Source organism: Pseudomonas sp. Marseille-Q5117 (genome assembly GCF_946901175.1).
Lineage (GTDB): Bacteria > Pseudomonadota > Gammaproteobacteria > Pseudomonadales > Pseudomonadaceae > Aquipseudomonas > Aquipseudomonas iranensis.
The window spans coordinates 26,906-53,543 of the sequence record NZ_CAMPPP010000024.1 but is presented as its reverse complement, the minus strand read 5'-3'; the positions used below and the strand labels follow the sequence as shown (position 1 = coordinate 53,543).

The window sequence follows — 26,638 nt, the reverse complement described above, 5'->3', positions numbered from 1 at the left end:
TTGTGTGGGGTTTGAGGGCCTCTTCGCGAGTAGGCTCGCTCCCACAGAGTGTTGTGTCGTGCACAAATCCAATGTGGGAGCGAGCCTGCTCGCGATAGGGCCGGTCCAGTCAGCGCAACCGCTCAAGCATCTGGTAATACCACATCCCCGCCGCCAGCAACGGGTTGCCCAGCAGGTCGCCCATTGGCACGCGAATGTGCTGGCACGCGGCGAACGTGTCGAACTGTTCCATTTGCCCGGTGATCGCCCGGCTCATGATCTCGCCCATGATGTGCGTGGTTGCAATGCCGTGGCCAGAATAGCCCTGGCAATACCAGACGTTGTCCGAGAGCTTGCCCAGTTGCGGGATGCGGTTGATGACGATGCCCATCGCGCAGCTCCACTGGTAATCGATCGGCACGCCTTTTAGCGCCGGGAACGTGCGCTCGATACACGGGCGCAGTTCCGCAGCGATGTCGCGCGAATCCTTGCCGCTGTAGTTGGCACCGCCGCCGAACAGCAAACGGCCGTCGGCGGTGAGCCGGTAGTAATCGAGGACGAAGCGGCAGTCGTACACGGCGAGGTCTTCGGGGTTGATCTGTTGCGCCAGATCACCCAGCGGCGCGGTGGTGACGATGCCGCCCATGGCCGGGAAGATCTTGCCCTTGAGCTGACCCGGTTCGAGCTTGTGATAGACGTCACCGGCGAGCATCACCTGATTGGCGTCGATCTGGCCGTGGGCGGTGCGCACGCCAGGTGTGTCGCCGTGAATGATCTCCAGCACTTCACTGTTTTCGAAGATCTGCGCGCCCAGGCTTTCGGCTGCGCGTGCTTCGCCAATGCACAGGTTGAGCGGGTGCAGGTGCATGTTGCGGGTGTTCTTGATGGCGCCGTGGTAGAGCTCGCTTTGCAGCAGGTCGCGAACCTGGCTGCGGTCGAGCAGGCTCACTTCATCGCCTAATCCGCGACGCACGGCTTCGTCGTAATCCTTGCGCAGATCGACCATGTGGCTCGGCTTGTACGCCGCGTGCAAATGGCCGTGTTTGAGGTCGCATTCAATGCCATATTTCTTGACGCGTTGCTGGATGATTTCATGCCCGCGCCAGCGCAGATGCCAGATGAAATCGTCCACGTCATCGCCAAGTTTCGCGCGCATCTGTTTGCGCATCGCGCCGTCGCCGGAAAGGCTGCCGGTGACTTGCCCGCCATTGCGCCCGGTGGCGCCCCAGCCGATCTTGTGGCTTTCGACGATGGCGACCTTCAGGCCTTTTTCCGCCAGCTCGACGGCAGTGGCGACGCCAGTGAAACCGCCGCCGATGATCACCACATCGACCTTGTGCCGACCTTGCAGGGTCGGGTAGTCGGTGTCGTGGTTGAGGGTGGCGGTGTAGTAGGAATTGCAGCGAATGGTCATGTTGGGGTCCACAAAAAATCCAGGTTCGAAGTGCATTCCCTGTGGGAGCGAGCCTGCTCGCGAAAGCGGTGTGTCAGTCACCCAAAATGTTGAATGTGATGACGCCTTCGCGAGCAGGCTCGCTCCCACAGGTTCGGTGTCGGATCGTTAAGCCTCGGTCAGGTACCACCGCCAATCCTGCTCACCCACTTCAGCCATGAACTGGCGATACTCGGCACGCTTCACCGCCAGATACACCCCAAGGAATTCCTGGCCCAACGCCTCCCGTGCCCACGCGGAATTTTCCAGCGCCTGCAACGACGTCAGCCAATCGGTCGGCAACAATTCTGTTGCCTGAGCGTAACCATTGCCCTCGACCGGTGCCCCGGGATCCAGCTCTTCACGAATGCCCCGGTGAATGCCGGCGAGGATCGCTGCTGCTGCCAGATACGGGTTGGCGTCGGCGCCGCAGATGCGGTGTTCGATGTGTCGTGTCGGCGCCGGGCCGCCGGGTACGCGCAGGCTGACGGTGCGGTTATCGACACCCCAAGTCGGCGCCAGTGGCGCGTAACTGTTGGCCTGGAAACGCCGGTAAGAGTTCGCGTTGGGGCAGAACAGCAGCAGCGAATCAAGCAGCGAGGCGAGCATGCCGCCAATCGCCGTGCGCAACAGCGGCGTGCCGGCCGGGTCTTCAGAAGCGAACAAATTACGCCCCTCGGCATTGGCGAGGCTGACGTGCATGTGCATGCCGGTGCCGGCCAGATCATCGAACGGCTTGGCCATGAACGTCGCCTGCATGCCGTGCTTGTGCGCAACGCCTTTGACCAGACGCTTGTAGCGCACCGCCTGATCCATCGCCTCCAGCGCATCGCCGTGTTCCAGAGTGATTTCCACTTGCCCCGGCGCGTATTCGGAAATCGCCGTGCGCGCCGGAATGCCGTGCAGTTTGCAGGCGCTGTAGAGGTCGGCGAGGAATGGCTCGATCTGCTCCAGCTCGCGCAAACCGTAGACTTGCGTGTGTCGCGGTCGCCCGCCGTCGGCGTCCAGCGCCGGTTGTGGGCGGCCGTTGTGATCGCGTTTGGCGTCGAGCAGATAGAACTCCAGCTCGCAGGCCATGACCGGGTGATAGCCCTCGGCCTTGAGCCCGTCGATGACCTTGATCAGCAGGTGCCGAGGGTCAGCGATACTCGCCGGCATGCCCTCGCTCGGGTGCATGCTGACCTGCACCGCAGCGGTCGGAATCTGCCGCCACGGCAGGCGCACCAGACTGCCTTGCAGCGGATAGGCGCGGCAGTCGATGTCGCCGACGTCCCAGACCAGTCCGGAGTTCTCAACGTCTTCGCCCTGTACGGTCAGGCCGAGGATGGTGCTCGGCAGCGGTCGGCCGCTTTCGTACACGGCGAGCAGTTCTTCACGGTGCAACAGCTTGCCGCGCGGCACGCCGTTGGCGTCGAGGATGAACAGTTCGATCATGTCGATATCGGGGTTCTGTTCGAGGAACAGGCGTGCGTCTTCGATGGCTGCGAATTTCATGGCAAATCACTCACGGTGGCGCCGCACAGGCGCGCAGATTCGGCCGGACACGACGCGACAAAAACGCGTAAGTGTCCCGGCAGGGATATCAGGAAAATCGGGAAATTGACTGTCGCGGTTTCAGCTCACGCGATCAGGCAGGAACGGCGATATCCGGCGGGCGTGCGGAGTGACGCAGCTTGGAACGGCGCAGGGCCATGGGCAGATTGACGATGCGGTTCATACGCGGCCCCTGTTGCAGTGGGCGCGTACAGCAGAGACGTGCAACCTTTGCGGTTGTTGTGGTGACGTACTCATAACGCGTGTTTCCGTTGGCGGAAAGCGTCGGCGGCAGGGGAGGCCCGGCGACCGGTGTGCCCGGATAGTAAGGGGGAATTTGCGCGCGTGTAAATGGAAGAATCGTCGGTGGCGCTTTCCGGCGTTTGGGCTGCTTGACCGAGTTGCCTTTTTCGCGAGCAGGCTCGCTCCCACAGGAGAGTGCATTTCAACTGTGGGAGCGAGCCTGCTCGCGAATGGCCGCACCTCGGTCCCGAGCGGACGCGCCGGGCCATCTCGTTACTTGCCGTTGTGTCATCAGCGCAGCACGTAATCGTCCGGTTCCGGCGCGGGCGGCAAAGGCGAGACGCCGAGTTCGTACAGCACATCGCGCTCCAGGGTACGCACCAGCGCATCGGTCGGCAGATCGTTCTCATCGCGGCCGAACGGGTCTTCGAGTTCATCGGCAATCGCGTCGAAGCCGAAGAAGGTGTAGCTGACAATTGCCGTGAACAGCGGCGTCAACCATCCCAGCGATTGCGCCATGGCGAAGGGCAGCAACAGGCAGAACAGGTAAATGGTGCGGTGCAGCAGCAGGGTGTAAGGGAAGGGCAGTGGCGTGTTCTTGATGCGGTCGCACACGGCCTGTGCCTGGCTCAGGCAGGTCAGGTGATTGGCCAGCAATTGATAACGCCATGGCGACAGCACACCGGCCGTTTCCAGCTCGGAACACTGGCGCCCGACCTGATGAAGAATCTGTCCGCAGTGATCCGGCGCCGCACCACCGATCGGCGGGCTGACCCAGTCGGCACTGGCCTGCTCCTCACTGTCTCCACGCAACCGCGCATTCAACGCGTGGGCGAAACCGCACAGGTTGCGCAACAGTTGTCCACGCAGGCGCGAGTCATCGATGCCTTGGGTTTCGCGCATCACCGAGCGCACCCGCAGCAGCACCTCGCCCCAGGCCTTGCGGCCCTCGTACCAACGGTCGTAACAGGCGTTGTTGCGAAAGCTCAGGAAGATCGACAGCGACAGACCGAGCAGGGTGAACGGCGTCGAATTGATCTGGGCGAAGTAGCTCGGCACCAGAAGTTCGATCAGCACAATCGCTGCCGCCAGCAGTGTCAGCATCAAGGTGCGCACGGCGATGCGTTTGGCGATCGAGCCTCTGAGGGTGAACAGCACGGCGAACTGATTGGGTCTCGGTCTGACGATCATCTCGCGGTCCCGGTTGCGCGGCGAATCAGCCGCCGGTCATGTTCATGAAACGCACCACTTGCACGTCGTCGTTGACTTCGAAGTTGTGTCGATACGGCTTGAGTTTCATCGCCTCGATGATCGCGTTCTCCAGACGTTCCGGGTGGCCCGGGTGGGCGCGCAGCACCGCTTTGAGGTCCATCGAATGCTCGTTGCCCAGGCACAGCAGCAAGCGACCTTCGACGGTCAGGCGCACGCGGTTGCAGGTACCGCAGAAGTTATGGCTGTGCGGTGAAATGAAGCCCAGGCGAATGTTCGGCGCTTCGGCCACACGCCAGTAGCGCGACGGCCCTTGCGTCGATTCGGTCGAGTCGATCAGGGTAAAACGTTCGGCGATGCGTTCGCGTACTTGCGCGCTGGAGTAGAAGGATTCGGCGCGGCTGTGTTCGGCGATCGCGCCCAGCGGCATCTCTTCGATGAAGGAAATATCCAGATCACGCTCGATGGCGAAACTGACCAGATCGTTGATCTCGTGATCGTTGCGGCCCTGCATCACCACGCAATTGAGCTTGGTACGGGTGAAACCGGCGGCACGCGCGGCATCGATGCCGTCGATGACCTGCGCCAGATCGCCAGTGCGGGTCAGCTCTTTGAAGCGCTGCGGATCGAGACTGTCGAGGCTGATGTTGAGGCGCTTGACCCCGGCGTCGAACAGTGGCTGAGCCAGTCGGCCCAATTGCGAGCCGTTGGTGGTCAAGCACAGTTCGCGCAGGCCGGGCAGGGCGGCGATCTGTTCGCAAAGTTGCACGACACCAGGCCGGATCAGCGGCTCGCCACCGGTGAGGCGGATCTTGCGCGTGCCGAGGGCAACGAAGCTTTGCGCTACCTGGAACAGCTCTTCGAGGGTGAGGATCTGCTGGCGCGGCAGGAACTGCATGTCCTCGGCCATGCAATAGACGCAGCGAAAATCGCAGCGGTCGGTGACCGACAGGCGCAGATAATCCACGCGGCGGTTGTGACCATCGATCAATTCACGCTGTGTCATGGGCTCGCCTCGTGGATGTGGAACGCCGTCAGCGGGCGCAGATCGCGCAGGGTAGGCTGCGCTCGCCATGCCGTCCAATCACTCTGGCTGACCGAGTGATTGACGGCGTCGATGATGCCTTACGGTGCGCCAAACATTGCCGTCCAGTAAATGCCGGCGTTGCTTTTCGGATCGGTCGCGTACGCGGCGCCCAGTTCCTGATATTGCGGGTTCATCAGGTTGGCGCAATGCCCGGGGCTGGCGAGCCAGCCGTCAACGACCTTGCCGACGGTGTCTTGCCCGGCGGCGATGTTCTCGCCGACCAGTTGCCCACTGTAACCGGACAGCTCGGCGCGGTCGCCTGGCGTGCGGCCGTCGCGGTCCTTGTGGTCGAGGTAATTGTTGTTGGCCATGTCGCGGCTGTGATCCTGAGCGACAGTGCCCAGCGTGGCATTCCACGCCAGCGGTGCTGCCGCCGCGAAGGACTGCCCGCCGCACTGGCGCGCCTGGCCGCGCGCGGTATTGAGTTGCGCCAGCAGCTTTTGCCCTTCGCTTTGTGCATCGCCGAGTTTCGCCGTCAGCAACGGCCGCGCGAGAACGATGCGCCAGTCGCGGTCGACACGGTTGACGCCGATATCGACGAACTGCGGATCGAGCACCACCTGACAGAAGCTTTCCTTGATCGCCTGCATCGCCGCCGCTGCATCGCGCGGGCCGTTGAGGGTGATTGCCTGCACGTTGACCATCGGGTACTGCGCGCTGGTCATGGCCTGCTGCAGATCGACCGCGCCGCTGGCGGGCAGGCGCAGACGTGGATCGGCCGACAGCGGTGGCAACTCGTTCGATGCCTGCGTGCCGCAACGCTGCGGCTGGCTGCGATAGCTGTTGATCGACTCGATCAATTGCAGTTCATCGGCAGCCAGCGCCGAGGTGGCGAACACCACGCCCAGCGACAGTGCGGCACAACGCAAAACGGACGGCATGAAGCGCATGGAAATCTCCCTTGAGCTGAATGCGCCCATGATGCGCGAAAGGCCCCCGGTGAGTGAATGTGTTTTTCTTTGCGGCGGATTTTTTTCTGCGCTGGTGTGCCCGCGCATTTGCTCGCTACACTCTGCGAAGACCCCGCAAACCGGGCGTCTCACCTACGTAACATCTTGCCCCGGGCGGGCGCTGACGGAAGAACCGACATGGGATTGAAAGGCTTGGCGGGCGGTTTGTTGTGGATCTTTTTGACCGGCGCGGCATGGGCCGGGGCGCAGGCGCCGATCGAGGCCAAGGCCGAACAGAAAGCCGAGGTGCTGGAGGAAAAAGCGGCAGATAAAGTCAGCGCCGCGCCGGCGCCGAAATCCGAAGCCATCACCCCGACCGAAGCGCAGGCGGTGGACCCGGCCGGCGCCGCGCCGCTGGACGATCCGCTGACCTGTCTGGCGCGCAGTATTTACTGGGAAGCCAAGGGCAAGGACACCCCGGAAATGGAAGCCGTCGCCAGCGTGGTGATGAATCGCCTCGGCCACGACGGCTTTCCCGACACAGTGTGCGCGGTGGTCAAGCAAGGATCGGAAAGCGGCAACTGCCAGTTTTCCTGGTGGTGCGATGGCAAGCCCGATCAGGTCAAGGAGGATTCCGAATACGCATTGGCCAAGGAAATCGCTGGCAAGGCGTTGAACCGTCAGCTCAAGGACCGCACGCGCGGCGCCCTGTATTTTCACGATCGCGGCGTGCACCCGAGCTGGGCCAAGGCCTATCGCAACACCGCGCAGACCGGCAGGTTCCTGTTCTACAAACCCGCCGGCGGCGACGCGCGTTAACTGGCGTGGGTGTTGAGAATGCTCGCCACCTGCTGCGGCTGGCAGTTCAGATACGGTGACTTTTGCAGCCAGCGCTGATCCGGATACCAGGAAAACATGAACTGGCCGTTCTTCAGGCGATCGATCACCTGTTTGGCGATCTGCGGCCGCACGGCGGGGCAACCCTGACTGCGGCCGATACGCCCCTGACGCTTGCTCCACAGCGGGTTCACGTAACTGGCGGCATGAATCACGATCGCGCGATCACGGGCCAGATCATTGAAACCGGGTTCCAGACCATCCATGCGCAGCGAATAGCCGTGAGTACCTTCGTAGCTTTCCTGAGTGCGGAACAGGCCGAGGCTGGACTGATAGCTGCCTTCGCGATTGGAAAACTGCGTGGCGAAGTTTTCCCCGGAGTTGGAACCGTGGGCAACCAGATCACGCAGCACCAGTTTCTTTTTGCTCAGGTCGAAGATCCACAGGCGGCGTTCGGTGGACGGTTGCGAATAATCGATGATCGCCAGATGCCGTGAGGGTTTCGCGCCGTTGTTGACCGCGCATTGCATGGCGTTCAATGCACCTTTGAGCGCCTGGGGATTGAGTTCCGGCGCGGCGTGGGCGAGGCTGTTGTAGAGAACCGGCGATGGCTTGCCGGCGGCAAATACTGGGCTGGTCACGGCGATAAGGGTCGCGGTGCTCAACAGAAGTCGGCGCAAAAACGTCAACATTTTATAAAGTGTCCTCAACTTGCTACATAAACGGCACTTTGGCTCCTGACTCCCAGTCAATACCCGCAGGCTCGTGGTTCGAGCCTGACTGTTCAGCGCACCTGATGTAAGGTTGACCGTCATCTGGACGGCCATGGATTGGAGTAAAGCAGTTGTTCAAAAAGTACGCATGCTACTTGAGCATTTGTTTGCTCGCAGCGCCGTTTGTCGCTTGCGCCGATGAGCCGCTGCCCCCGCTCGAAACCCTGCCGACGCCGGAAACGCAATTGCCGGTCGAGCCGCGCAGCCCGTTGCAGGCGGTTTTGATCAGCCTGGCGCAGTCGTGCCCGGCCATTGCTCCGCGCCTCAATGGCCCGGCGTTGAGCCAATTGCAGGCGTTTTATGAACAGCAGGACTGGATGCCGGTGTGGGCGAGTGAGTCGGCACGCTTGCCGGCATTGCGCGCGCAATTGCAGCTGTTGGCTGATGATGGGTTGAATCCGAATCGCTACGCCGTGGCCACTACGCCGCCGCAGGACGGCGAGTTGTGCGCCGACATCGACATCAGCCGCAACTACCTGCAAGCCTTGCAGGATCTGCATTACGGCCGTCTGTTGCAATCGCATTTCGAACCGCTGTGGCGTGTCGACGGCCCGCCGACCGACCGTCAGGCGCAATTGCTCAGCATTGCCGTGCCGGGCATGCACGATATTGCTGCGGCGTTCGACCTGGCGCGTCCGCATCTGCCGCAATATCAAAGCCTGCGTCAGCTGTACGCCGCGCAACGCTTGCAAGCCTTGCCCCAATGGCAGCCGGTGGGCAACGGCCCGTTGCTGCGTCCGGCGATGGAAGACCCGCGCGTGCCGGAACTGGCCCGACGCTTGTACAGCGAAGGTTATCTGGCACACGCACTGGTGACACCGGACAACGCCTACGATGACGTGCTGGTGGAAGCCGTGAAGCACTTTCAGGCCAGCCATTCGTTGCAGGCTGACGGCGTGGTCGGGCCGGGCACCATTGCCGAGCTGAACATCAGCCCGCTGACCCGCCGCGATCAGTTGCGCGTCAATCTCGAACGTTTCCGCTGGATTGCCCAGGACATGGAGCCCAGTGGCCTGGTGGTCAACGTGGCCGCCGCTGAGCTGACGCTGTATCAGAGCGGTCAACCGGTGTGGCAGACCCGCACCCAGGTCGGCCGCGCCGAACGCCAGACGCCGCTGCTCAAATCCCGCGTCACCCGCCTGACGCTGAACCCGACCTGGACTGTTCCGCCGACTATCTGGAAGGAAGACAAACTGCCGGAAATTCGCAAGGACCAGACCTTCCTCAGGCGCCAGAACCTGCAAGTGCTCGACGCCAACGGCCAGCCTCTGGCAGCGGCGGATATCGACTGGGACAACCCCGGCAACATCCTCCTGCGTCAGGACGCCGGCCCGCGCAATCCGCTGGGGCAAATGGTCATCCGTTTCCCCAACCCGTTTTCGGTGTACCTGCACGACACGCCGAGCAAGGCGCTGTTCGACAAAGGCCCACGGGCGTTCAGCTCCGGTTGTGTGCGCGTCGAGCACCCGCTGCAACTGCGCGATCTGCTGCTGTCCCCGGCAGAAAAAGCTCGCACCGAAACTTTGCTGGCAACCGGCACCACCCATGAATTTCGCCTGTCGGCGCCGGTGCCGATCCTGATGACCTACTGGACGGCGCAAGTCGACAGCAGCGGCCAGGTGCGTTATGCGCCGGACATCTACAGCCACGACAGCGCATTGCTGGCGGGGCTGGATCGGGCGCATTGAGTCCGGCACCAGCACGGCAGTCAAAGATCTGAGTTCGATGAGTGATTTCAGGTCGACGAATCCCGTACAAACACCTCGGTCAGTCCCCTCTCCCTCGGGAGAGGGCTAGGGTGAGGGGCCGATTTCAAGCCGAACCCATTACTCAAAATCTCACCGCCTCAGCTCCTCCACCAACCAAGGCAAAAGCTCCTCACACGAGCCTTCAATCTTCAAATCGAGCAGATCATCCGCCCGGGTCTTGCCCAGATTGATCGCCATCAACGGCTTGCCATGCTCGGCAATCACCCGACACAAGCGAAACGCCGAATACGCCATCAACGACGATCCCACCACCAGTAAACCCGCCGCATTCTCGGCGGCGGCCAGCGCCCGTGCGGCTGTCGGTTGCGCCACGTTCTCGCCGAAAAACACCACATCCGGTTTCATCCGCTCACCCGCGCAATGCGGGCACTGCGGTACCTGAAAGCGCGCTTCAAATGCCGGGTCGAGCAAGGTATCGCCATCCGGCGCCTGCACCGCATCAACACCACTCAGGTAGGGATTGTGTGCCTCCATCTGCTGCTGGATCGCGTCGCGCTCGCTGCGCTGCCCGCAATCCAGGCACAGCACTCGATGCAGGCTGCCGTGCAGTTCGATCACATCGTGGCTGCCGGCCTGATCGTGCAAGGTATCGACGTTCTGCGTGATCAAGTCGCTGATCCGGCCACGCTGCTGCAATGTCGCCAGCGCCTCATGCGCGGCATTCGGTCTGGCCTGACGCACGCGCGGCCAGCCGAGCATCGCTCGCGCCCAGTAGCGCCGGCGTGATTCCGGGGCGGCGAGAAACTCCTGATACATCATCGGCTGCCGCCCGCGACGCACGCCGTCACTGTCGCGATAGTCCGGAATGCCCGATGGCGTGCTGATGCCAGCGCCGGTCAATATCAGGAAGTTATCGTCGGCCATGGCCTGCAACAGCGTATCGAGATGTTCGCGGATCGGGCTATCGAGCATGCTCAGCACTCCAGAATGGGCAGTGCCGGCAGGTTAGCACGCGATCCGCACGGGTTACTTGCGCGCCTCCAGAATCAGATTGAACGGCGTTTGCGTGGCGCGGCGGAACTGCTTGAACCCGGCCTCGACAAAGACTTTGCGCAGGCGCATTTCCCCGGCCTGCGCACCGAGCCCGAGGCCGACTTCCTGGGACAGCGAATTGGGTGTGCAGATAAACGTCGAGGCTGCGTAGAACAGGCGCCCGACCGCGTTGAGATTGTCGTCCAGTTTGTCGTTGGCGAACGGTTCGACCAACAACACCGTGCCGTCGTCTTTCAGCGACTCATAAGCGTGGCGAGCGGCGCCGACCGGGTCGCCCATGTCGTGCAGGCAGTCGAAAAAGCAGATCAGGTCGTAGTCGCCGCCGGGATAGTTTTTCGCCGTGCCCTCGAAAAATCTGGCGCGATTGCCCACGCCACCTTCTTCGGCCCGTTGCGTGGCGACGGTGACTGACGGCGCGTGGAAGTCGAAGCCGACAAACTGCGATTTCGGAAACGCCTGGGCCATGATCACCGTCGAGGCGCCGTGGCCGCAGCCGATGTCGGCAACCTTGGCGCCGCGTTCCAGCTTGGCCACCACGCCTTCCAGGGCCGGAAGCCATTCGGCAATCAGGTGACCTTTGTAGCCGGGGCGGAAGAAGCGTTCAGTGCCGCTGAACATGCACGGATGGTGATCGCCCCAAGACAAGGCGCCATTGCCGCGCATGGCCTTGACCAGTTTGTCCTTGTCATGGAAAAACGACGCCACCACGCCGAGACCGCCAGCGACGTACACGGGGGATTCCTCCACGGCCAGCGCCAGTGCCTGTTCTTCCGGCAAGCGAAACTGACCGTCAACGTGTTCCATATAGCCCGATGCGGCATGGGCGCTGAGCCATTCGCGCACCAGGCGCGGATTGCAGGTGGTTTTGGCTGCGAGGGCTTCGGGGCTGATCGGTTGGCTGTCGGCCATTGCCCGGTACAGACCGAGTTCTTCGCCGACAATGACATTGGCCAGCATCGCCGCGCCGCCCATGTCGTTGACCAGTTTGCCCATGAATTCGTTGAGCTTCGCCTCATTCATCACGTGTGCTCCTGAAACAGGATCACCGTCCGGCGGCGTTGAATGTCGAGGCAGGCGCCACCGGGCGGTGGTCACGGATAGGGGCAGGGCACAGCAGACGTCCTGCGGCCCCCTCGACTGGGTAATGAATGAGTCTAGTCGGTGTTTTTCCTCAGCGCGGCAGCGGCAACTTCAGTTCAGCGCACAGCCCGCCGCCTTCACGATTGCTCAACAGCAGCGAGCCACCCAGCGCCATCGCCAATTGCTGGGCGATCGCCAATCCGAGCCCGGTACCGCCGGTGTCGCGATTGCGCGAGTTTTCCACGCGATAGAACGGTTCCAGCACCTGCGCCAGTTCGGCCTCGGCGATGCCCGGGCCGCGATCAAGGACTTTCACCGACAGGCTGTTGCCCTGCGCTTCGACCTGCAATTGCGCGGCGCCGGCGAATTTCAGGGCGTTGTCGGTCAGGTTCACCAGCACCCGGCGCAGGGCCTGCGGACGGGTTTCGATTACCGCTTTGCTTTTGCCGCCGAGCTGCACGTCCTTGCCCATGTCCTGATAGTCGAAGACCAGGCTGTCGAGGAACGAGTCGAGATCAGTACGCCGGCTTTCTTCGGTGGCGCCGTGAACGCTGCGGGCGTAGGCCACGCCTTCGCGCACCAGATGCTCGATTTCGCCCAGGTCGCTGCTCAGTTTGTCTTTCTCGACCGAGTCGTCCATGAATTCTGCGCGCAGTTTCATCCGGGTGATCGGCGTTTGCAGGTCGTGGGAAATCGCCGCGAGCAGTTGCATGCGTTCTTTCAAGTAGGCGGCGATGCGCGTTTGCATGGCGTTGAACGCCCGCGCGGCGTGAACCACTTCGGTCGGCCCTTGCTCGTCGAGCTTGATCGGGTGAGCGTTGGGGTCGAGGGTTTCCACCGCGTTGGCGAGGCGGGTGAGTGGCCGGATGGCGATGCGCACGGCGAGCCAGGTGCAGAGGATCAGCAACGCCAGTTGGCCGAGCAGCACCACCGGCAACCACGGTGACAGCGGCACCATCGCCGGACGGATATCGATGGTCACCGGGCTGCCGTCGCTCAGGCGCAGGTGGCCCTGGAAGTGTTGTCTCGGACCGCCGGGAACTTCGGTAAACACGATGGGATAAGTGTCGCCGATGGCCGCTGTAATCGAGGCAATCGCGACGGACTTTTCAGCCGAGGTCACCGGCATGCCCGGTTCGCCCTCGTTGAGCAGGTAGCCGTAGTTGCGCCGGGCCAGACGCGGCAACCACGCTTCGCGTTCGGCGGCGGGCAGACGATCGAGGATTGCCATCGAGGTCGAGACGTCGGTTTCGAGGTTGCCGAGCATGGTGCTTTTCGCGCTCTGGTAACGCTCGTAATATTGCGCGCCGAATGACAGACCCTGCGCCAGGATCAGCCCGATCAGGAAAATCAGCGACAGGCGCGAGGCGAGGGTGCGCGGCCATTGCAGCTTGAGTTTCATGCTGACGCCCCGAGCAGTTCGACCGGCAGCGAAAACACATAACCTTCACTGCGCACGGTCTTGATATAGGCCGGCTCCCGAGCATCGTCCAGCAGGCGTTGACGCAGACGACTGACCAGCAGATCGATGGAGCGATCGAACAGATCGGCCTCGCGGCCTTGGGTCAGGTTGAGCAGTTGATCGCGGCTGAGCACCCGTTGCGGATGGTCGAGGAACACCCGCAACAAGCGGTATTCGGCGCCGCTGAGGGCAACCATGGTGCCGTCGCTGTCGAGCAGGTGGCGGGCCGAGGTGTCCAGCTGCCAACGACCGAACGCCAGCAGGCGTCCGGCTTCGGTGACCACCAGATTCGGCGGCAACATACGCGTGCGGCGCAACACGGCGTTGATCCGCGCCAGCAGTTCGCGGGCAGCGAAGGGTTTGGTCAGGTAATCGTCGGCGCCCATTTCCAGACCGATGATGCGGTCGGTTTCATCGTTGCGCGCGGTGAGCATCAGCACCGGCGTTGCCTTGTGTTTGCCCACGCGCAATTCGCGGCACAGCTGCAGGCCATCGTCGCCGGGCATCATGATGTCGAGCACGATCAGGTCGACGGTGTTGGCATCAAGGAAGCTGCGCATCTGCCGGCCATCGGCAACCACTGTTGTGCGCAGGCCGTTCTTCTTCAGGTAGTTGCCTACCAGTTCACGGATCTCGCGGTCGTCGTCGACGATGAGAATGTGATCGACATGTTCCATCGGTTCAAGCCTCTGTCAAAGGGGGAATGCCGTGCAGTCTATAGCGCCGTAGACCGCACGCCTGCCTGCCTTTGTATTGCAGTGTATCTGCCGCAGCGGCGGATACACACCGACGCAAAATCACGATTTTTTCGGGGTTTTGTATCGCTCTGTATCTACACGCTGCATGGATACACAACGAGTGATTCTCGTCCTTTCCTGACACAGACGCGATACCTCGAAGGCCTCAAATAGGCTCCATCGAGGCACACACAGACCGCCTCGGCTCAAACCCACTGAAGCCTTGAGGACTACACCATGAACAACAAATCCGTATTCGCCGCCTGCCTGTTCGCCGCTCTGAACATCTGCACCCTGTCGGCCCACGCCGAAGCTGACGTCAGCCGGCAAACCTACACCTACGGCACCCATCTGGATATCCAGAAAGTGCTGTCGATGACCGAAGACACCTCGGTGACCTGCGGCATCACCGAGGCGCGCATGACCTACCTCGATTCCGCCGGCAAAACCCGCGAGCTGGATTACAGCAAATTCGCTGACGGCTGCAACAACCAGAACTGAGTCATCCCTACTTTTTCTGCAAGGAGTTTTGCCATGAACAACGTCTCGCGCTTTCTGACCGCAGCAGCCTTCGCCTTCACCGGTGCCGCCGCCCACGCCAACAGTGCTGTGGAGCAGAGCAGTTGCGCCAGCAGCACCTGCTTCCAGCTGACCACCGTGGCGAAGGAGGGCAGCGATGCCTTGATCGCCGCTGACGGCTCCAGCCGCACACCGCAGGGGCAGATGGTTGCCGCTGATGGTTCCAGCCGCACACCGCAGGGGCAGTTGGTTGCCGCTGATGGTTCCAGCCGCACACCGCAGGGGCAGTTGGTTGCCGCTGATGGTTCCAGCCGTACACCGCAAGGCCAACTGGTCGCGGAAAACGGTGCCAGTCGTACGCCTCAAGGACGGTTGCTCGACGGTCCGACTGCATGAGCCACGGTGTAAATAAAGCGAGCTAGCGAGGGGACGTTTCCCTCGCTGCCCGGTTGCGTGCCCAGCCCCCACTTCAAGGTGACCCCTTATGTACCTCATCGCATTTCTCGGCGGTCTGCTGACCGTTCTCAGTCCGTGCATCCTGCCGGTGGTGCCGTTTCTGTTCGCTGGCGCCAACCGTACCCGTTCCTCGATCTTCCTGACTCTCGCCGGCATGGCGCTGACCTTTGCGCTGATCTCCAGCCTTGCCGTGGTCAGCAGCGAGGGGGTGATTCAGGCGAGCAACACCGGCCGCCACGTTGCCTTGCTGGTCATGGCGCTGTTCGCTCTGTCGCTGATCTCGGCCCGCGTCGGTGACTGGCTGACCAGGCCGTTTGTCGCGCTGGGCAATCGTCTCGATCAGGACACGCGTAAACGTGCAGGACCGATGGGCTCGATCATGCTCGGTGTCGCCACCGGCCTGTTGTGGGCGCCGTGTGCCGGGCCGATCCTTGGGGTGATTCTGACCGGCGCGATGTTGCAAGGCGCCAATGCGCAGACCAGCCTGTTGCTGCTGGCTTACGGCGTCGGCAGTGCCTTGTCGCTGGGCACGTTGATCTTCGCCGGGCGCGGTCTGGTCAATCGGCTGAAACCGTCGATTCCGTTCAGCGGCTGGTTGCGCCGTGGTGCCGGGGTTGCGGTACTTGCTACGGTCGCGGTGATCTCGACGGGCGCCGACAAAACCCTGCTCGCCAATACCTCTTCCGAGGGCGTGGCCAGCGTCGAGAAAAACGTCCTGGAAAACGTGCCGAAAGTGGTCGACTACTTCGTCAGCAAGGTCCGCGCCGATTCGATGATGGACGAGGCCCGGGGCGCGATGCCGTCGCTGTCGGGCGCTGTGCAGTGGCTCAATTCACCAGAGCTCAGTGCCGAATCCCTGCGCGGCAAAGTCGTGCTGGTGGACTTCTGGACTTACGACTGCATCAACTGCCAGCACACCCTGCCGTACGTCAAAGACTGGGCGAAGAAATACGAGAAGGACGGCCTGGTAGTGATCGGCGTGCACACCCCCGAATACGGCTACGAACGCATCATCAACAACGTCAAGGATCAGGTGAAAAAACTCGGTATCACCTACCCGGTAGCGATCGACAACGACTATGCGATCTGGCGCAACTTCGACAATCAATACTGGCCGGCGCATTACCTGATCGACGCCAAGGGCCAGATGCGTTACAGCCACTTCGGTGAAGGTCGTTATGCCGAGCAGGAGCAGATGATCAAGCAGTTGCTGGAGGAGGCCAAGGCACCGGCTGCCTGATCAAGACAACGCAATGGCTCAGAGGTCGCGGACCATGAGCCATTGCGTTTTGCCCCACGCTTGAAACTGCTGCAGAACCTGCCAGCCGCGTTTGCCGTAGTAGTCGTGTTTGTCCTGCGTGTGCAGATACAGGCGCGCCACCCCTCGTTTTTTCGCCTCTTCGCATATTCCTTCAATCAACCGCTCGGCCAGGCCTTGACCCCGCGCTTCGGGATCCACGAAGACACAGGCCAGCCAGGGTCCGAGATCGGATCGATCAGTGAGGTCATCGCGCGCCAGTGCCGCACCGCCGAGCAGCCGCTCACCGTCCATGGCAATCAGGCATGACCAATCGCCATTGCTTTGGCCTTCGGCAAATTCTCGCTGCCATCGAGCCAAAGGTTGATCGGCGTATTCGTAATGAAATTGTTGGTGAATCCACCCCGCGTATCGATCGCTGTACTGCATGTGTGCGGCGAGCCAATCCAGTTGCAATGCCATCAGTCAGATCCGTTCCAGAGGCGAACCGGCATCAGAAACCAATCCCGCGACGCTGGCAATGCGCAAGGTGTATCAGGTGCTTGACAGATTTCCGCCACTCATCGGCAAAGTGCCTGGTTTACGGGGTTGCCGGACGATTGACAGGGACGCCGGGCAGCCTCGGCGCGATAGTGAGCAAGCACGGTCCGCGTCGCAGCCTGTGCTTTCTCTCTGCCACGGAGCTCGCTGTCATGAGTACCCCGATTGATCTCACTGCCCTGAAGGAACGTCAGAAAGTCGCTTGGGCCAGTGGCGACTACGCCGTTATCGGCACGACTTTGCAGATCGTCGGTGAAAGCCTCGCCGAGGCCTGCGATCTGCGCTGTGATGAACAGGTGCTGGATGTCGCCGCCGGTAACGGCAACGCCACCCTTGCAGCGGCGCGGCGCGGTTGTGTGGTGACCTCCACCGATTACGTCGCGGCACTGCTGGAGCGTGGTCAGGATCGCGCCCGGGCCGAGCATCTGGAGGTGATTTTTCAGGTGGCCGATGCCGAGGCTTTGCCTTTTCCCGATGAAAGCTACGACGCCGTGTTGTCGACGTTCGGCGTGATGTTCGCGCCTGACCAGATCACCGCTGCTGCTGAACTGGGGCGGGTCTGTCGGCGGGGCGGGCGGATCGGTATGGCGAACTGGACGCCGGAGGGCTTCGTCGGCCAGATGTTCAAGATACTCGGCCAGCATCTGCCACCGCCCGCAGTTGCTCAGCCGCCATCGAACTGGGGCTCGGATGCGTGGCTGCACAAGCATTTCGATGACCGCGATTTTGTCGTGCGCGTGACCCGCAGCCACTTCAACTTCCGCTACCGCTCGGCGGCGCATTTCATTGACATCTTTCGCCACTGGTACGGGCCGGTGCACAAGGCTTTTGCGGTGTTGTCGGCGGAGGCCGGGCAGGCGCTGGAGAATGAACTGACCGAGTTGCTCAACCGATCGAATCGCGCCGGGGAGGCGTCGCTGGTGGTGCCGAGTGAGTATCTGGAGGTGGTGATTACCAAGCGCTAGTCCAGATCGGATTTCCTGATCGATGAAGATCTCTGTGGGAGCGAGCCTGCTCGCGAAAGCGGTGTGCCAGACAACCTTGATGTTGATGGAACCACCGCATTCGCGAGCAGGCTCGCTCCCACAGGGGGATGTGCTTATTTCAAATGGCTGCGATCAAACCACTCCAGCGCCGTGCGCCAGATGCAGATCCCCAGGAAATAAGCCGACATCAACAACCACAAGCCCATCACCAGCGGATTGATCACCGGGTGATTGAGTACCAGCGACAGGCTGCACAACAGCCAGATCGCCGTCACCGCGATATTGATTGGCATGAAACGCCGCACGCGAAACGGGTGCAGGAACTTCATCCGCGTCACCGTCAGCAGCGCCAGCCCGATCACGGTGAGAAAGGTAATCCACGGCCCCGGGCCAATGATGTACAGGCACAGCGCAACCACGTTCCAGGCCGCCGGGAAGCCGACAAAATAGTTATCCTTGCTCTTCATGTTGACGTTGCAGAAGCAGAACAGCGACGACACCAGAATCACCGACACCGTCAGCAGCAGGGTGTAATCAGGCAAGGGAATGTAGCGGTAGATAAACAGTGCCGGGATAAATACATAAGTCAGGTAATCGATGACCAGATCAAGGATCGAACCGTCGAAACTCGGCAGCACCGATTGCACATTGACCTTGCGCGCCAGCGCGCCATCGAGGCCGTCAACGATCAGCGCCACGCCGAGCCACATCAGGCAATGAATCGGCTGGTTTTCCAGCAGGGCGAGGGTGGCGAGGAAGGCGGTGACCACGCCGGTCGCGGTAAAACCATGGGCGCCCCATGCTTTGAGCCTGGCGATGTGTACGGTGGATATCACGGGGGCGTTCTCCAGAAAGTGAAGCAAGCCGGGTATCGCCCATCGTCAGAAAGGGCGTCGGCAAACCGGGTCGGGTTGCAGCTATCGACCGGTTTGGCCGGGATAAGGTTCACCACCCATGAATCTTAGCTGGCTCGCGGAAAATTTCTCGGGTGCGATTTCATCGGTTACCCGGCGTCAGCCCAACGGTGCTGGCGCTATGGCTGCGTCGGTCTATCGTTGCCAGACGCAATCAGGCCGGAAAAGCCTTAGCGTCTGCACTCTGTTTAGCCAGCCCCAGCCAATTACTGGATGTGTCGTTACAAGCCCCGGCCGCTCCATCCGTCCGGGGCTTTTTTACCTCGATTGAATTTTTCCGCCGCCGTGTCGCTCTTCTGCATAACAGAACCCGTCTGCCATCGGTGTGCTCATGAACAGGAACCTCGACGATTACAACCGCATGCGTGATTTTTCCGCGACGTCGGAGCCGGCCGCAGTCAAGCGCTCGGGCCGAAAGGCGGCCAAGGATCATGCCTTGCAGTTCTGCATCCAGAAGCACGACGCTTCGCACCTGCATTACGACTTTCGCCTCGAGCTCGACGGCGCCCTGAAGAGCTGGGCGGTGCCGAAGGGGCCGTCGCTGGACCCGTCGGTCAAGCGTCTGGCGATTCATGTCGAGGATCATCCGCTCGATTACGCGACGTTCGAAGGCAGCATTCCCGAGGGGCATTACGGCGCCGGTGATGTGATCGTCTGGGATCGCGGCGTGTGGATTCCGCTGGAGGATCCGCACAAGGCCTATGCCAAGGGGCGGCTCAAGTTCGAGCTGCAGGGCGAGAAGCTCGGCGGCGTGTGGAATCTGGTGCGCACGCACATGCCGGGCAAGAAAGAACAATGGTTCCTGATCAAGCATCAGGACAACGCCGCGCGACCGCAGGATGATTTCGACGTGCTGGTCGCCGAGCCCGACAGCGTGCTCAGCGAGCGCACGATTGTTGGCAAATCGGCGGCTGCTGCCGATAAAGCCAAACCGGTAAAAAAGGCCCCGGCCAAGCCGCGCAAGCAGGCGTCCGGGCAGCTTACCGGCGCGCGCAAGGCCAAGTTGCCGGCACTGATCAAGCCGGAACTGGCGACGCTGGTCGACAGCGCACCCGAAGGGCAGTGGAGCTACGAGATCAAGTTCGACGGTTACCGGATCATGGCGCGGATCGATCACGATGAGGTGCAGCTGTTCACCCGCAATGGCCACGACTGGACGCACAAACTCCCGCAGCAGGCCAAGGCACTGGCGGCATTGGGTCTGGAATCGGCATGGCTGGACGGTGAAATGGTCGTGGCCAATGAGCAAGGCGTGCCGGACTTTCAGGCGTTGCAGAATGCCTTCGATGCCGGGCGCAGCGGCAACATTGTTTATTACCTGTTCGACGTGCCGTATCTGAATGGCGTCGACCTGCGCGATGTGCCGGTGGAAGAACGCCGCGCCGCGCTGAGCACCATCCTCGGCGCGCAGAAAGAATCCTCAACGCTGCGCTTCTCCGAAGCCTTCGAAGAAACCCCGGACGCGCTGCTCAACAGCGCTTGCCAGATGCAGATGGAAGGCCTGATCGGCAAACGCCTCGGTTCGCCATATGTATCGCGGCGCAGCGGCGACTGGATCAAGCTCAAATGCAAGCATCGCCAGGAATTCGTCATCGTCGGCTACACCGATCCGAAAGGTGCGCGCAGTGCTTTCGGTGCCTTGCTGCTCGGCCTGCACGACCGTGACAGCGGCGAGTTGCGCTATGCCGGCAAGGTCGGCACCGGGTTCAACGAAACCACATTGAAAAGCATCCTCGCCCAACTCAAGCCGTTGCAGACCAAAAGCGCCGCAGTGGTCAATCCACCCAGCGGTTTCGAGGCCAAAGGCGTGCACTGGCTCAAACCCAAACTGCTGGCCGAAGTGGCATTCGCCGAGATGACCAAGGACGGCTCGGTGCGCCACGCCGTGTTCCATGGTTTGCGCGATGACAAACCGGCCAAGGACATCACCGAGGAGCGAGCGAAGCCTGTGAAAGCTGCCAAGTCCGAAAAGACCGAAAAAAACGAAAAAACCAAAACCGCCGACAAGCAACCGGCAAAGAAAACCGCCGCCAGCAAAAAAGCCGAGACCGCACCGTCGCAATCAGGACTGGCCGGCGGCAAGGTACGCATTACCCACCCGGATCGGGTGATCGACGCCGTCAGCGGCACGACCAAAATGCAACTGGCGCAGTATTACGCCAGTGTCGCCGAATACATCCTGCCGCAACTCAAGGATCGCCCCGTGGCGTTGGTGCGTGCACCGGACGGCATTGCCGGCGAATTGTTCTTCCAAAAGAACGCCGAACGCCTGGCTATCCCGGGGATTACTGCACTAGACAAGGACATCACCGGCCAGCCAGTGATGATGATCAACAATCCCGAAGCGCTGGTCGGCGCGGTGCAGATGAGTACCGTCGAGCTGCACACCTGGAACGCTACAAAGGTGGATCTGGACAAGCCCGATCGTTTCGTCCTCGATCTCGACCCGGATCCGGCGCTGCCATGGAAAAGCATGGTTGAAGCCACCGCGCTGACCCTCACCGTGCTCGATGAGCTGGGCCTCAAAGCCTTCCTGAAAACCAGTGGCGGCAAAGGCATTCACTTGGTGGTGCCGTTGACGCGCAAGCATGGCTGGGACGAAGTGAAGGACTTCAGCCACGCCATCGTCAGCCATATGGCCAAGTTGCTGCCGGATCGTATTTCAGCGGTGTCCGGGCCGAAAAACCGCGTTGGGCGGATCTTCATCGATTACCTGCGCAACGGCCTCGGCGCCACCACCATTTGCGCCTACGCCGCACGCGCGCGGGAAGGCATGCCGGTGTCGGTGCCGCTGTACCGAGAGGAAGTCGCTGAAATCAAGGGCGGTAATCACTGGAACATCTACAACGTTCACGAGCGTCTGACCGAAGTCGGTGATGAGCCTTGGGCGGACATGAAGAAAACCCGTCAGACCATCACCGCCGAGATGCGCAAACGCGTCGGCATGAAAAAGTGATCAGGTGTCGCGCAGCAAGTCGTGGGCGTTGAGCAGTTCGAAGGCGATTTGCGGGTGGTTTTCCAAGCCCTTGCGAATCGCCGCCGGAATTGCCGCGCGAGTCTTGCGACACAGGCCTGGCAGCTCGTCGATCTGAATGGCGATACCGCGCATGGTGCGGACTTCGTTGAAACCGGGGGCGACGTCGACACGGATGCCGAGTTGCTCGTACATACGCTGTTGCAGGCGTTTGAGGTCGTCGAGGTCTTTGAGTTGTTCCAGGCGCGCCAGGAGGATTTTTTCCTCTGCGCGAGTCAGGCGCAGGATGCGCAGATCGGCGCCGGGGGTTTCCAGCAACGGATCGCGCCCGCAGATGCAGGCGCCGGGAGGGCAGGGTGAGCGCAAGGGCACGGTGGTCGTCATGGCCTCCATCATAGAGGCCGTCGGACATGTTTGCCTATGCGCACTCAGCGGCCGTCCATCGGCCGCTGCTTCCCTCGTGACTACTGCTGCACGCCTTCGTATTGCACCAGAATGGCGTTGGCCAGGTCTTCATCACTGGCGTTCAAGCCAGGGTTGGCTTGGCGCACCTGTTGCAGTACCGACTCAAGATAAACCCCACGAATGGCCCCGCCGCTGGCGACGAATGCAGACACGTCGTCACGGGCCGGAATCACCATTTTGTCGTCCTTGAAGGTCGAGTACAGCGACGCGGACACACCTGCCGAAGTGGCGACATCACCCGCGTCAACGCGGGCCAGCGCCGAACCGACCGGCAGGCAAAGCATAAGAGAAGAAATCAGGACTAACTTGCGCATGACGTGTTCCTCCACAAGCGCTAAGCAAAAAGGGAAGGGACTACATAACCTCAGAGGTGAACGGCGCGCGGGAGTTCCGTAGGCCGCAAAAACGTAGCGGCGAGGAACCGGGCAAAACCGGCAAGGGTCTACCGCTTGCCTGTATTGCCGAGAATCGACCCATGCTCGTCAGAGTCAGCGACAACGTTGCCCAACCGGCAGATACGCGAATCGAAGCGCTTTTGCTCGCTGGATTTATCTGCCTGACCATCGCGCTCGGCCTGTTCCCGCGCAGCCGCGTCGACTGGCTATTGGAAAATGTCCTGGCGTTGGCGCTGGTGTTGACCCTGCTGCTGGCGCATCGGCGTTTTCGCCTGTCGACGCTGTCGCTGGGGATGCTCTTCGCCTTCCTGTGCATTCATGAAGTCGGCGCGCATTACACCTATTCGCGGGTGCCTTACGATCAGTGGGGCACGCTGTTGGCCGGGGTGAGCGTCAACAAAGTGCTGGGTCTTGAACGCAATCACTATGATCGGCTGGTGCACCTTAGCTATGGATTGCTGCTGGTCTGGCCGATTCGCGAAGTGCTGCTGCGCCTGACGCCGTTGCGCGGCGCGTGGCTGGCGCTGTTGACCCTGAATGTAGTGCTGGCGACGTCGGCGTTGTACGAATTGATCGAATGGGTCGGCGGCGCTTACCTGGGCGACGACACTGGCCAGGCCTTCGTCGGTGCGCAGAATGATCCTTGGGATTCGCAGAAGGACATGGCCCTGGCGCTGTTCGGCGCCGGGCTGTCCTTGCTGGTATTGACGCGCTGGCGCCGAGCGCCGCGGTGAGGGATCAGATCACCCCACAGGCCATGCGATCACCGCCACCGCCCAGAGGCTTGGGCATGTCGGAATGGTTATCGCCGCCGGCGTGAATCATCAGGGCGTGGCCCTTGATCTCGGCGATCTTCTTCAGGCGCGGCGCCAGCACCGGGTAGTTGGCGACACCATCAGCCATCACATATACCGCCGGCAGATCGCCCAGATGCCCGTTGGCGTAAGGGCCAAGGTGCTTGCCGGTTTTCGCCGGATCGAAGTGTCCGCCAGCGGCCAGTGCTGCGCCTTTGACGCCATCCTTGGTGCCCGCTTCGCAGCTGCCGTTTTGATGGACATGGAAGCCGTGGATGCCGGCCGGCAACGATTTCAGGTCGGGGGTGAACAGCAGGCCATAAGGCGTCTCGCTGACGGTGACCGAGCCGATCGCCTGCGGCGCGCCGTCGGCGCTGACCAGGTTGATCGCGACTTTCTCCGTTGCCGCTTGTGCGGTGCCGATTGCCAGCGTGCCGAGCAGACCAAACCACAGTGCGCGTTTCATAAGCGTTTCCTTCAGCTGCATGAATGTTCGAAGCCATGGATTGATAGCCTGCCGGGGTTAACCGGCGATGAAGGCATTATCCAGCGGCGCTGCAAGGTGTGACCGGGTTCGCGTTTGAAAAGTTTTGCCGGATTCAAGTCGCCGCTGACATCAGCCGATACGCTCTGTGTCGGCAGTTCCCTGCACATAGGCTTAACTGAAATCCGACAAGCGCAATCCAGCGTGCCCACGGGAGATTCCACGGTGTCGATCAAACTGCGTTTGGTGTTGCTGATTGCGACCAGCCTGCTGACGGCGCTGATCGTGAGTCTGGTCAGTTACGTCGGCAACCTGCGGATGGCCACGGCGGTCGGCGATAACACGGTGAGCATGAGCGCGCTGCGCAATCACATGGAAGCGGACATGATGCACGACGCCCTGCGCGCCGATGTCTATTCGGCGATGCTGGTCGGCCTGGGCAAAAGCACCGCCACCGCCACCGACGTGCGCGATTCGCTCACCGAGCACGCCGGGCATTTTCGTGAAGTGCTGGATGACAACCTCAAGCTGCCGATCAACCCGGCATTGCGCACGGCGCTGGAGCAGATCAAGCCGAGCCTCGACACCTATATCAAATCCGCCGAGCAGATCGTCGGCGTGGCGCTGGACAATCCGGATGCCGCCCAACAGCAGCTCGGCACGTTCAATAGCGCCTTTACTCAGCTCGAAGAGCAGATGGGCGCGCTCAGCGAACTGATCGAAAACAACACCCTGCACACCAGCGAAGGCACCGAAGCGGCCATCCGCCACGCCAATCTTGCGCTGGCAGTGGTGCTGGTCGTCAGTCTGTTGCTGCTGCTGATTCAGGGGCGCTGGGTGATCCTGAGTATCATGGGGCCGCTCAAATCCGCCAGCCGCATCGCTGAAAGCATTGCCCATGGCAATCTCAGCGAACCAATTGTCGAGCCCGCCGGCAAGGACGAAGCCAGCGTTTTGATCCGCACATTGGCGACCATGCAGCGCGATTTGCGCAACATGATTGACGTGGTCCGGCGCAACGCTCACGGCGTCAGTGGCATGAGCGAGCAGCTCAGCCACGGCTGCCATCAGGTCGCCGACAGCAGCCAGCAGCAAAGCGTTGCCGCCGGCACCATGGCGGCCGCCGCCAGCCAGATGACTGCGAGCATCGAAGAGATCACCCGCCACGCCGAACGTGCCCTGAGCATGGCCAATCAGGCCGAAAACCTGGCCAAGGAGGGTGGCGGGGTGATTCATCAAGTGGTCAGCGACATGGACGACATCGCCCGCTCGGCACAGCAGTCGGCGCAGGTGATCCGCACGCTGGATCAGGAATCCGAGGCGATCTTCAACATCATTCAGGTGATCAAGAGCATCGCCGACCAGACCAACCTGCTGGCGCTCAACGCGGCGATCGAGGCAGCGCGGGCGGGTGAACAGGGCCGTGGTTTTGCCGTGGTCGCCGATGAAGTGCGCAGTCTGGCCGCACGCACCAGCGCTTCGACCCAGGAAATCGCCGCCATGGTCGCGCGCATCCAGAACAGCACGCGCGAGGCGGTCAGCAGCATGGAGGCGGGCGTGGCGCAGGTCGACAAGGGCATGGCGGTGACGGCGGAAGTCGAGCGGGCGATTCGCGAGATCCTCGACGCCACGCTGAACACCACGCAACTGGTCAACGACATCACCCGCACGATTGGCGAACAGAGCCAGGCCAGTAACGAGATCGCCCATCAGGTGGAAATGATTGCGGGAATGAGCGAGGGCAATAGCCGGGTGATCGGGCAGACGGCGACGACTACGGATGAGTTGTCGAATCTGGCGGGGCAGTTGGCGCGGTCGGTGGATCGGTTTCGGTTGTGATGTTGAGGTAGACCAGCGGGTTTTCCATTGCCTGAGCCAGCGCTTTCGCGAGCGGGCTCGCTCCCACAAGGTTCGCCAGTGTCGAGTCCTTTGTGGGAGCGAGCCTGCTCGCGAATAGGCCAGCTCGGGCAACACTGAATCAGGCCAATGTGCCCTCAATCAAAACCTGAACGCCTGCCGCCCAACCAACAACCATTTCCCACCCTGTTTCTGCCAGATCTGGAAACTCTCGATCTCGGTCGGAATCACCTCGGTCCCTTTCAACGCCTGTGCGGAGAAGTGGTGGCGCACTAATGCGGTATCGCCGGACATCGTGATGGTCTGCTTTTGCATCTCCAGGGTCTTGAATGCGCTGCGGCCGGTTTCGATGTCGGCGATGAATTCCTGCTTGTTCTGAATCTTGCCGCTGGAGTGGCCGTAGGTCAGGTTCGGCGCGGTCAGAGCGTTCAACTCGGCGATGTCTTTGTGCAGCATCGCCTGAGTCAGGTGATCAACTGCTTGGGCAACGTCCTTTTCCGCTGGGGCAGGGGCGGCCATGGCACAGGCGCTGAACGCGCAGAACAAGCCAATGAGGAGGCGGGATTTGGTCATGTTGTTTCCTTGTTGTTATTGGGTAGGGATGACTGGCTAGGTTCGTCAGTCATCGTACAACGTAGCAGGTTATTTTCTGCATGAACAACGAGCGGTTGGCACTGATTTATCAAGTTGCGATGCGCATCGCGCAAAAAACTTTGCAGGCCAATGCCTGATCGCAGTCATGTTTGATCGCCCATGGCCGATAAGCCCCTGAGCGGAAAAAGACTTTCAAGTCGGGAACAGACGCGCGGGTTCGCCCTGACGTGATATTCTCCGCGCCAAATTTGCTTTGACTTAATTCGGTTGGCTGGCCTTTCGGGCGGGCCGACGGGATCCCTGTCGCTCAAGCAGCTGAAGCCAATAACGATAAGAAGTCAGTTCAGAAGGGACATTAACTGAGGTCGATGCCACATG

24 protein-coding genes and 2 pseudogenes are annotated in these 26,638 nt (G+C 61.5%); 10 read left to right on the top strand and 16 right to left on the bottom strand.

Annotated features, from left to right (window positions below; translation table 11 throughout):
- Nucleotides 1-109: 109 nt before the first annotated feature.
- The 5 genes from OC605_RS26630 to OC605_RS26610 all read right to left on the bottom strand — a co-directional run bounded on the left by OC605_RS26630 (nucleotide 110) and on the right by OC605_RS26610 (nucleotide 6,373).
- A complete protein-coding gene (locus OC605_RS26630; protein ID WP_262140350.1) occupies nucleotides 110-1,393 on the bottom strand; it encodes an NAD(P)/FAD-dependent oxidoreductase in 1,284 nt (427 codons plus the stop codon).
- A 147-nt stretch (nucleotides 1,394-1,540) separates the two neighbouring features.
- Nucleotides 1,541-2,905 carry a glutamine synthetase family protein gene (locus OC605_RS26625; RefSeq protein ID WP_262140349.1) on the bottom strand — a complete coding sequence of 455 codons (1,365 nt, stop codon included), beginning with the start codon at nucleotides 2,903-2,905 and terminating at the stop codon, nucleotides 1,541-1,543.
- A gap of 573 nt (nucleotides 2,906-3,478) precedes the next feature.
- Nucleotides 3,479-4,378, bottom strand: a complete 900-nt coding sequence (locus tag OC605_RS26620) for a bestrophin family protein (protein ID WP_186566540.1) — start codon at nucleotides 4,376-4,378, stop codon at nucleotides 3,479-3,481.
- A gap of 25 nt (nucleotides 4,379-4,403) precedes the next feature.
- The gene (moaA, locus tag OC605_RS26615; RefSeq protein WP_016775169.1) at nucleotides 4,404-5,402 is read right to left on the bottom strand and encodes a GTP 3',8-cyclase MoaA; all 999 of its coding nucleotides are present in this window, start codon (nucleotides 5,400-5,402) and stop codon (nucleotides 4,404-4,406) included.
- Nucleotides 5,403-5,521: 119 nt separating this feature from the next.
- A complete protein-coding gene (locus OC605_RS26610) occupies nucleotides 5,522-6,373 on the bottom strand; it encodes a CAP domain-containing protein (protein WP_262140348.1) in 852 nt (283 codons plus the stop codon).
- A 198-nt stretch (nucleotides 6,374-6,571) separates the two neighbouring features.
- Here OC605_RS26610 and OC605_RS26605 point away from each other — a divergent pair, with 198 nt between their 5' ends.
- Complete coding sequence (locus OC605_RS26605) at nucleotides 6,572-7,192, top strand: cell wall hydrolase (RefSeq protein WP_262140347.1); 621 nt, start codon at nucleotides 6,572-6,574, stop codon at nucleotides 7,190-7,192.
- On the opposite strand, the gene OC605_RS26600 is transcribed toward OC605_RS26605, so the two are convergent.
- Nucleotides 7,189-7,902 (bottom strand): murein L,D-transpeptidase catalytic domain family protein, encoded by a 714-nt coding sequence (locus tag OC605_RS26600; protein WP_262140346.1) that lies wholly within the window; start codon nucleotides 7,900-7,902, stop codon nucleotides 7,189-7,191. The genes OC605_RS26605 and OC605_RS26600 overlap by 4 nt on opposite strands.
- 152 nt (nucleotides 7,903-8,054) lie before the next feature.
- Between OC605_RS26600 and OC605_RS26595 the strand changes: the two genes are divergently transcribed.
- The gene (locus OC605_RS26595; RefSeq protein WP_262140345.1) at nucleotides 8,055-9,671 is read left to right on the top strand and encodes a murein L,D-transpeptidase; all 1,617 of its coding nucleotides are present in this window, start codon (nucleotides 8,055-8,057) and stop codon (nucleotides 9,669-9,671) included.
- 150 nt (nucleotides 9,672-9,821) lie between these two features.
- Here OC605_RS26595 and OC605_RS26590 read toward each other — a convergent pair whose 3' ends face one another.
- From OC605_RS26590 to OC605_RS26575, 4 genes are all read right to left on the bottom strand, one after another.
- The gene (locus OC605_RS26590; protein ID WP_262140344.1) at nucleotides 9,822-10,664 is read right to left on the bottom strand and encodes an NAD-dependent protein deacetylase; all 843 of its coding nucleotides are present in this window, start codon (nucleotides 10,662-10,664) and stop codon (nucleotides 9,822-9,824) included.
- 54 nt (nucleotides 10,665-10,718) lie between these two features.
- The gene (locus OC605_RS26585; RefSeq protein ID WP_186566552.1) at nucleotides 10,719-11,765 is read right to left on the bottom strand and encodes a class I SAM-dependent methyltransferase; all 1,047 of its coding nucleotides are present in this window, start codon (nucleotides 11,763-11,765) and stop codon (nucleotides 10,719-10,721) included.
- 151 nt (nucleotides 11,766-11,916) lie between these two features.
- Nucleotides 11,917-13,227 (bottom strand): ATP-binding protein, encoded by a 1,311-nt coding sequence (locus tag OC605_RS26580; protein WP_110645568.1) that lies wholly within the window; start codon nucleotides 13,225-13,227, stop codon nucleotides 11,917-11,919.
- The gene (locus tag OC605_RS26575) at nucleotides 13,224-13,964 is read right to left on the bottom strand and encodes a response regulator (RefSeq protein WP_039762337.1); all 741 of its coding nucleotides are present in this window, start codon (nucleotides 13,962-13,964) and stop codon (nucleotides 13,224-13,226) included. The genes OC605_RS26580 and OC605_RS26575 overlap by 4 nt, the downstream gene beginning before the upstream one ends.
- A gap of 297 nt (nucleotides 13,965-14,261) precedes the next feature.
- Here OC605_RS26575 and OC605_RS26570 point away from each other — a divergent pair, with 297 nt between their 5' ends.
- The 3 genes and pseudogenes from OC605_RS26570 (at nucleotide 14,262) to OC605_RS26560 (ending at nucleotide 16,239) form a co-directional block, all read left to right on the top strand.
- On the top strand, nucleotides 14,262-14,525 hold the full coding sequence (locus OC605_RS26570; RefSeq protein WP_016775158.1) for a DUF2790 domain-containing protein: 264 nt from the start codon (nucleotides 14,262-14,264) through the stop codon (nucleotides 14,523-14,525).
- A 33-nt stretch (nucleotides 14,526-14,558) separates the two neighbouring features.
- A pseudogene (locus OC605_RS28300) lies at nucleotides 14,559-14,795 on the top strand (hypothetical protein); the annotation flags it as partial.
- A gap of 232 nt (nucleotides 14,796-15,027) precedes the next feature.
- On the top strand, nucleotides 15,028-16,239 hold the full coding sequence (locus OC605_RS26560) for a cytochrome c biogenesis protein DipZ (RefSeq protein ID WP_262140342.1): 1,212 nt from the start codon (nucleotides 15,028-15,030) through the stop codon (nucleotides 16,237-16,239).
- A gap of 18 nt (nucleotides 16,240-16,257) precedes the next feature.
- Here the strand turns inward: OC605_RS26560 and OC605_RS26555 are convergent, their stop codons facing one another.
- Complete coding sequence (locus tag OC605_RS26555) at nucleotides 16,258-16,719, bottom strand: GNAT family N-acetyltransferase (protein ID WP_262140341.1); 462 nt, start codon at nucleotides 16,717-16,719, stop codon at nucleotides 16,258-16,260.
- 230 nt (nucleotides 16,720-16,949) lie between these two features.
- On the opposite strand from OC605_RS26555, the gene OC605_RS26550 reads away from it, so the two are divergent.
- A complete protein-coding gene (locus tag OC605_RS26550) occupies nucleotides 16,950-17,762 on the top strand; it encodes a class I SAM-dependent methyltransferase (RefSeq protein ID WP_262140340.1) in 813 nt (270 codons plus the stop codon).
- Nucleotides 17,763-17,896: 134 nt separating this feature from the next.
- Here OC605_RS26550 and pcsA read toward each other — a convergent pair whose 3' ends face one another.
- Nucleotides 17,897-18,619: a phosphatidylcholine synthase gene (pcsA, locus tag OC605_RS26545; protein ID WP_016775154.1), complete on the bottom strand. Its 723-nt coding sequence runs from the start codon at nucleotides 18,617-18,619 to the stop codon at nucleotides 17,897-17,899.
- Between the two features lie 409 nt (nucleotides 18,620-19,028).
- Here pcsA and ligD point away from each other — a divergent pair, with 409 nt between their 5' ends.
- Nucleotides 19,029-21,653, top strand: coding sequence for a DNA ligase D (gene ligD / locus OC605_RS26540; protein WP_262140339.1), 2,625 nt, complete (start codon nucleotides 19,029-19,031; stop codon nucleotides 21,651-21,653).
- On the opposite strand, the gene OC605_RS26535 is transcribed toward ligD, so the two are convergent.
- Nucleotides 21,654-22,055: a hypothetical protein gene (locus tag OC605_RS26535; RefSeq protein ID WP_038861845.1), complete on the bottom strand. Its 402-nt coding sequence runs from the start codon at nucleotides 22,053-22,055 to the stop codon at nucleotides 21,654-21,656.
- Between the two features lie 80 nt (nucleotides 22,056-22,135).
- The gene (locus OC605_RS26530; protein ID WP_016775151.1) at nucleotides 22,136-22,450 is read right to left on the bottom strand and encodes a DUF2388 domain-containing protein; all 315 of its coding nucleotides are present in this window, start codon (nucleotides 22,448-22,450) and stop codon (nucleotides 22,136-22,138) included.
- A gap of 161 nt (nucleotides 22,451-22,611) precedes the next feature.
- Here OC605_RS26530 and OC605_RS26525 point away from each other — a divergent pair, with 161 nt between their 5' ends.
- Nucleotides 22,612-23,265, top strand: a complete 654-nt coding sequence (locus OC605_RS26525) for a DUF2238 domain-containing protein (RefSeq protein ID WP_130902463.1) — start codon at nucleotides 22,612-22,614, stop codon at nucleotides 23,263-23,265.
- A 4-nt stretch (nucleotides 23,266-23,269) separates the two neighbouring features.
- Here OC605_RS26525 and sodC read toward each other — a convergent pair whose 3' ends face one another.
- Nucleotides 23,270-23,791, bottom strand: a complete 522-nt coding sequence (gene sodC / locus OC605_RS26520; RefSeq protein WP_262140338.1) for a superoxide dismutase [Cu-Zn] SodC — start codon at nucleotides 23,789-23,791, stop codon at nucleotides 23,270-23,272.
- 336 nt (nucleotides 23,792-24,127) lie between these two features.
- On the opposite strand from sodC, the pseudogene OC605_RS28295 reads away from it, so the two are divergent.
- A pseudogene (locus OC605_RS28295) lies at nucleotides 24,128-24,790 on the top strand (HAMP domain-containing protein); the annotation flags it as partial.
- Nucleotides 24,785-25,648, top strand: a complete 864-nt coding sequence (locus OC605_RS28290) for a methyl-accepting chemotaxis protein (protein WP_374190771.1) — start codon at nucleotides 24,785-24,787, stop codon at nucleotides 25,646-25,648. The pseudogene OC605_RS28295 and the gene OC605_RS28290, both read left to right, overlap by 6 nt.
- 159 nt (nucleotides 25,649-25,807) lie before the next feature.
- Here the strand turns inward: OC605_RS28290 and OC605_RS26510 are convergent, their stop codons facing one another.
- The gene (locus OC605_RS26510) at nucleotides 25,808-26,239 is read right to left on the bottom strand and encodes a nuclear transport factor 2 family protein (RefSeq protein ID WP_262140336.1); all 432 of its coding nucleotides are present in this window, start codon (nucleotides 26,237-26,239) and stop codon (nucleotides 25,808-25,810) included.
- Between the last annotated feature and the right edge of the window lie 399 nt (nucleotides 26,240-26,638).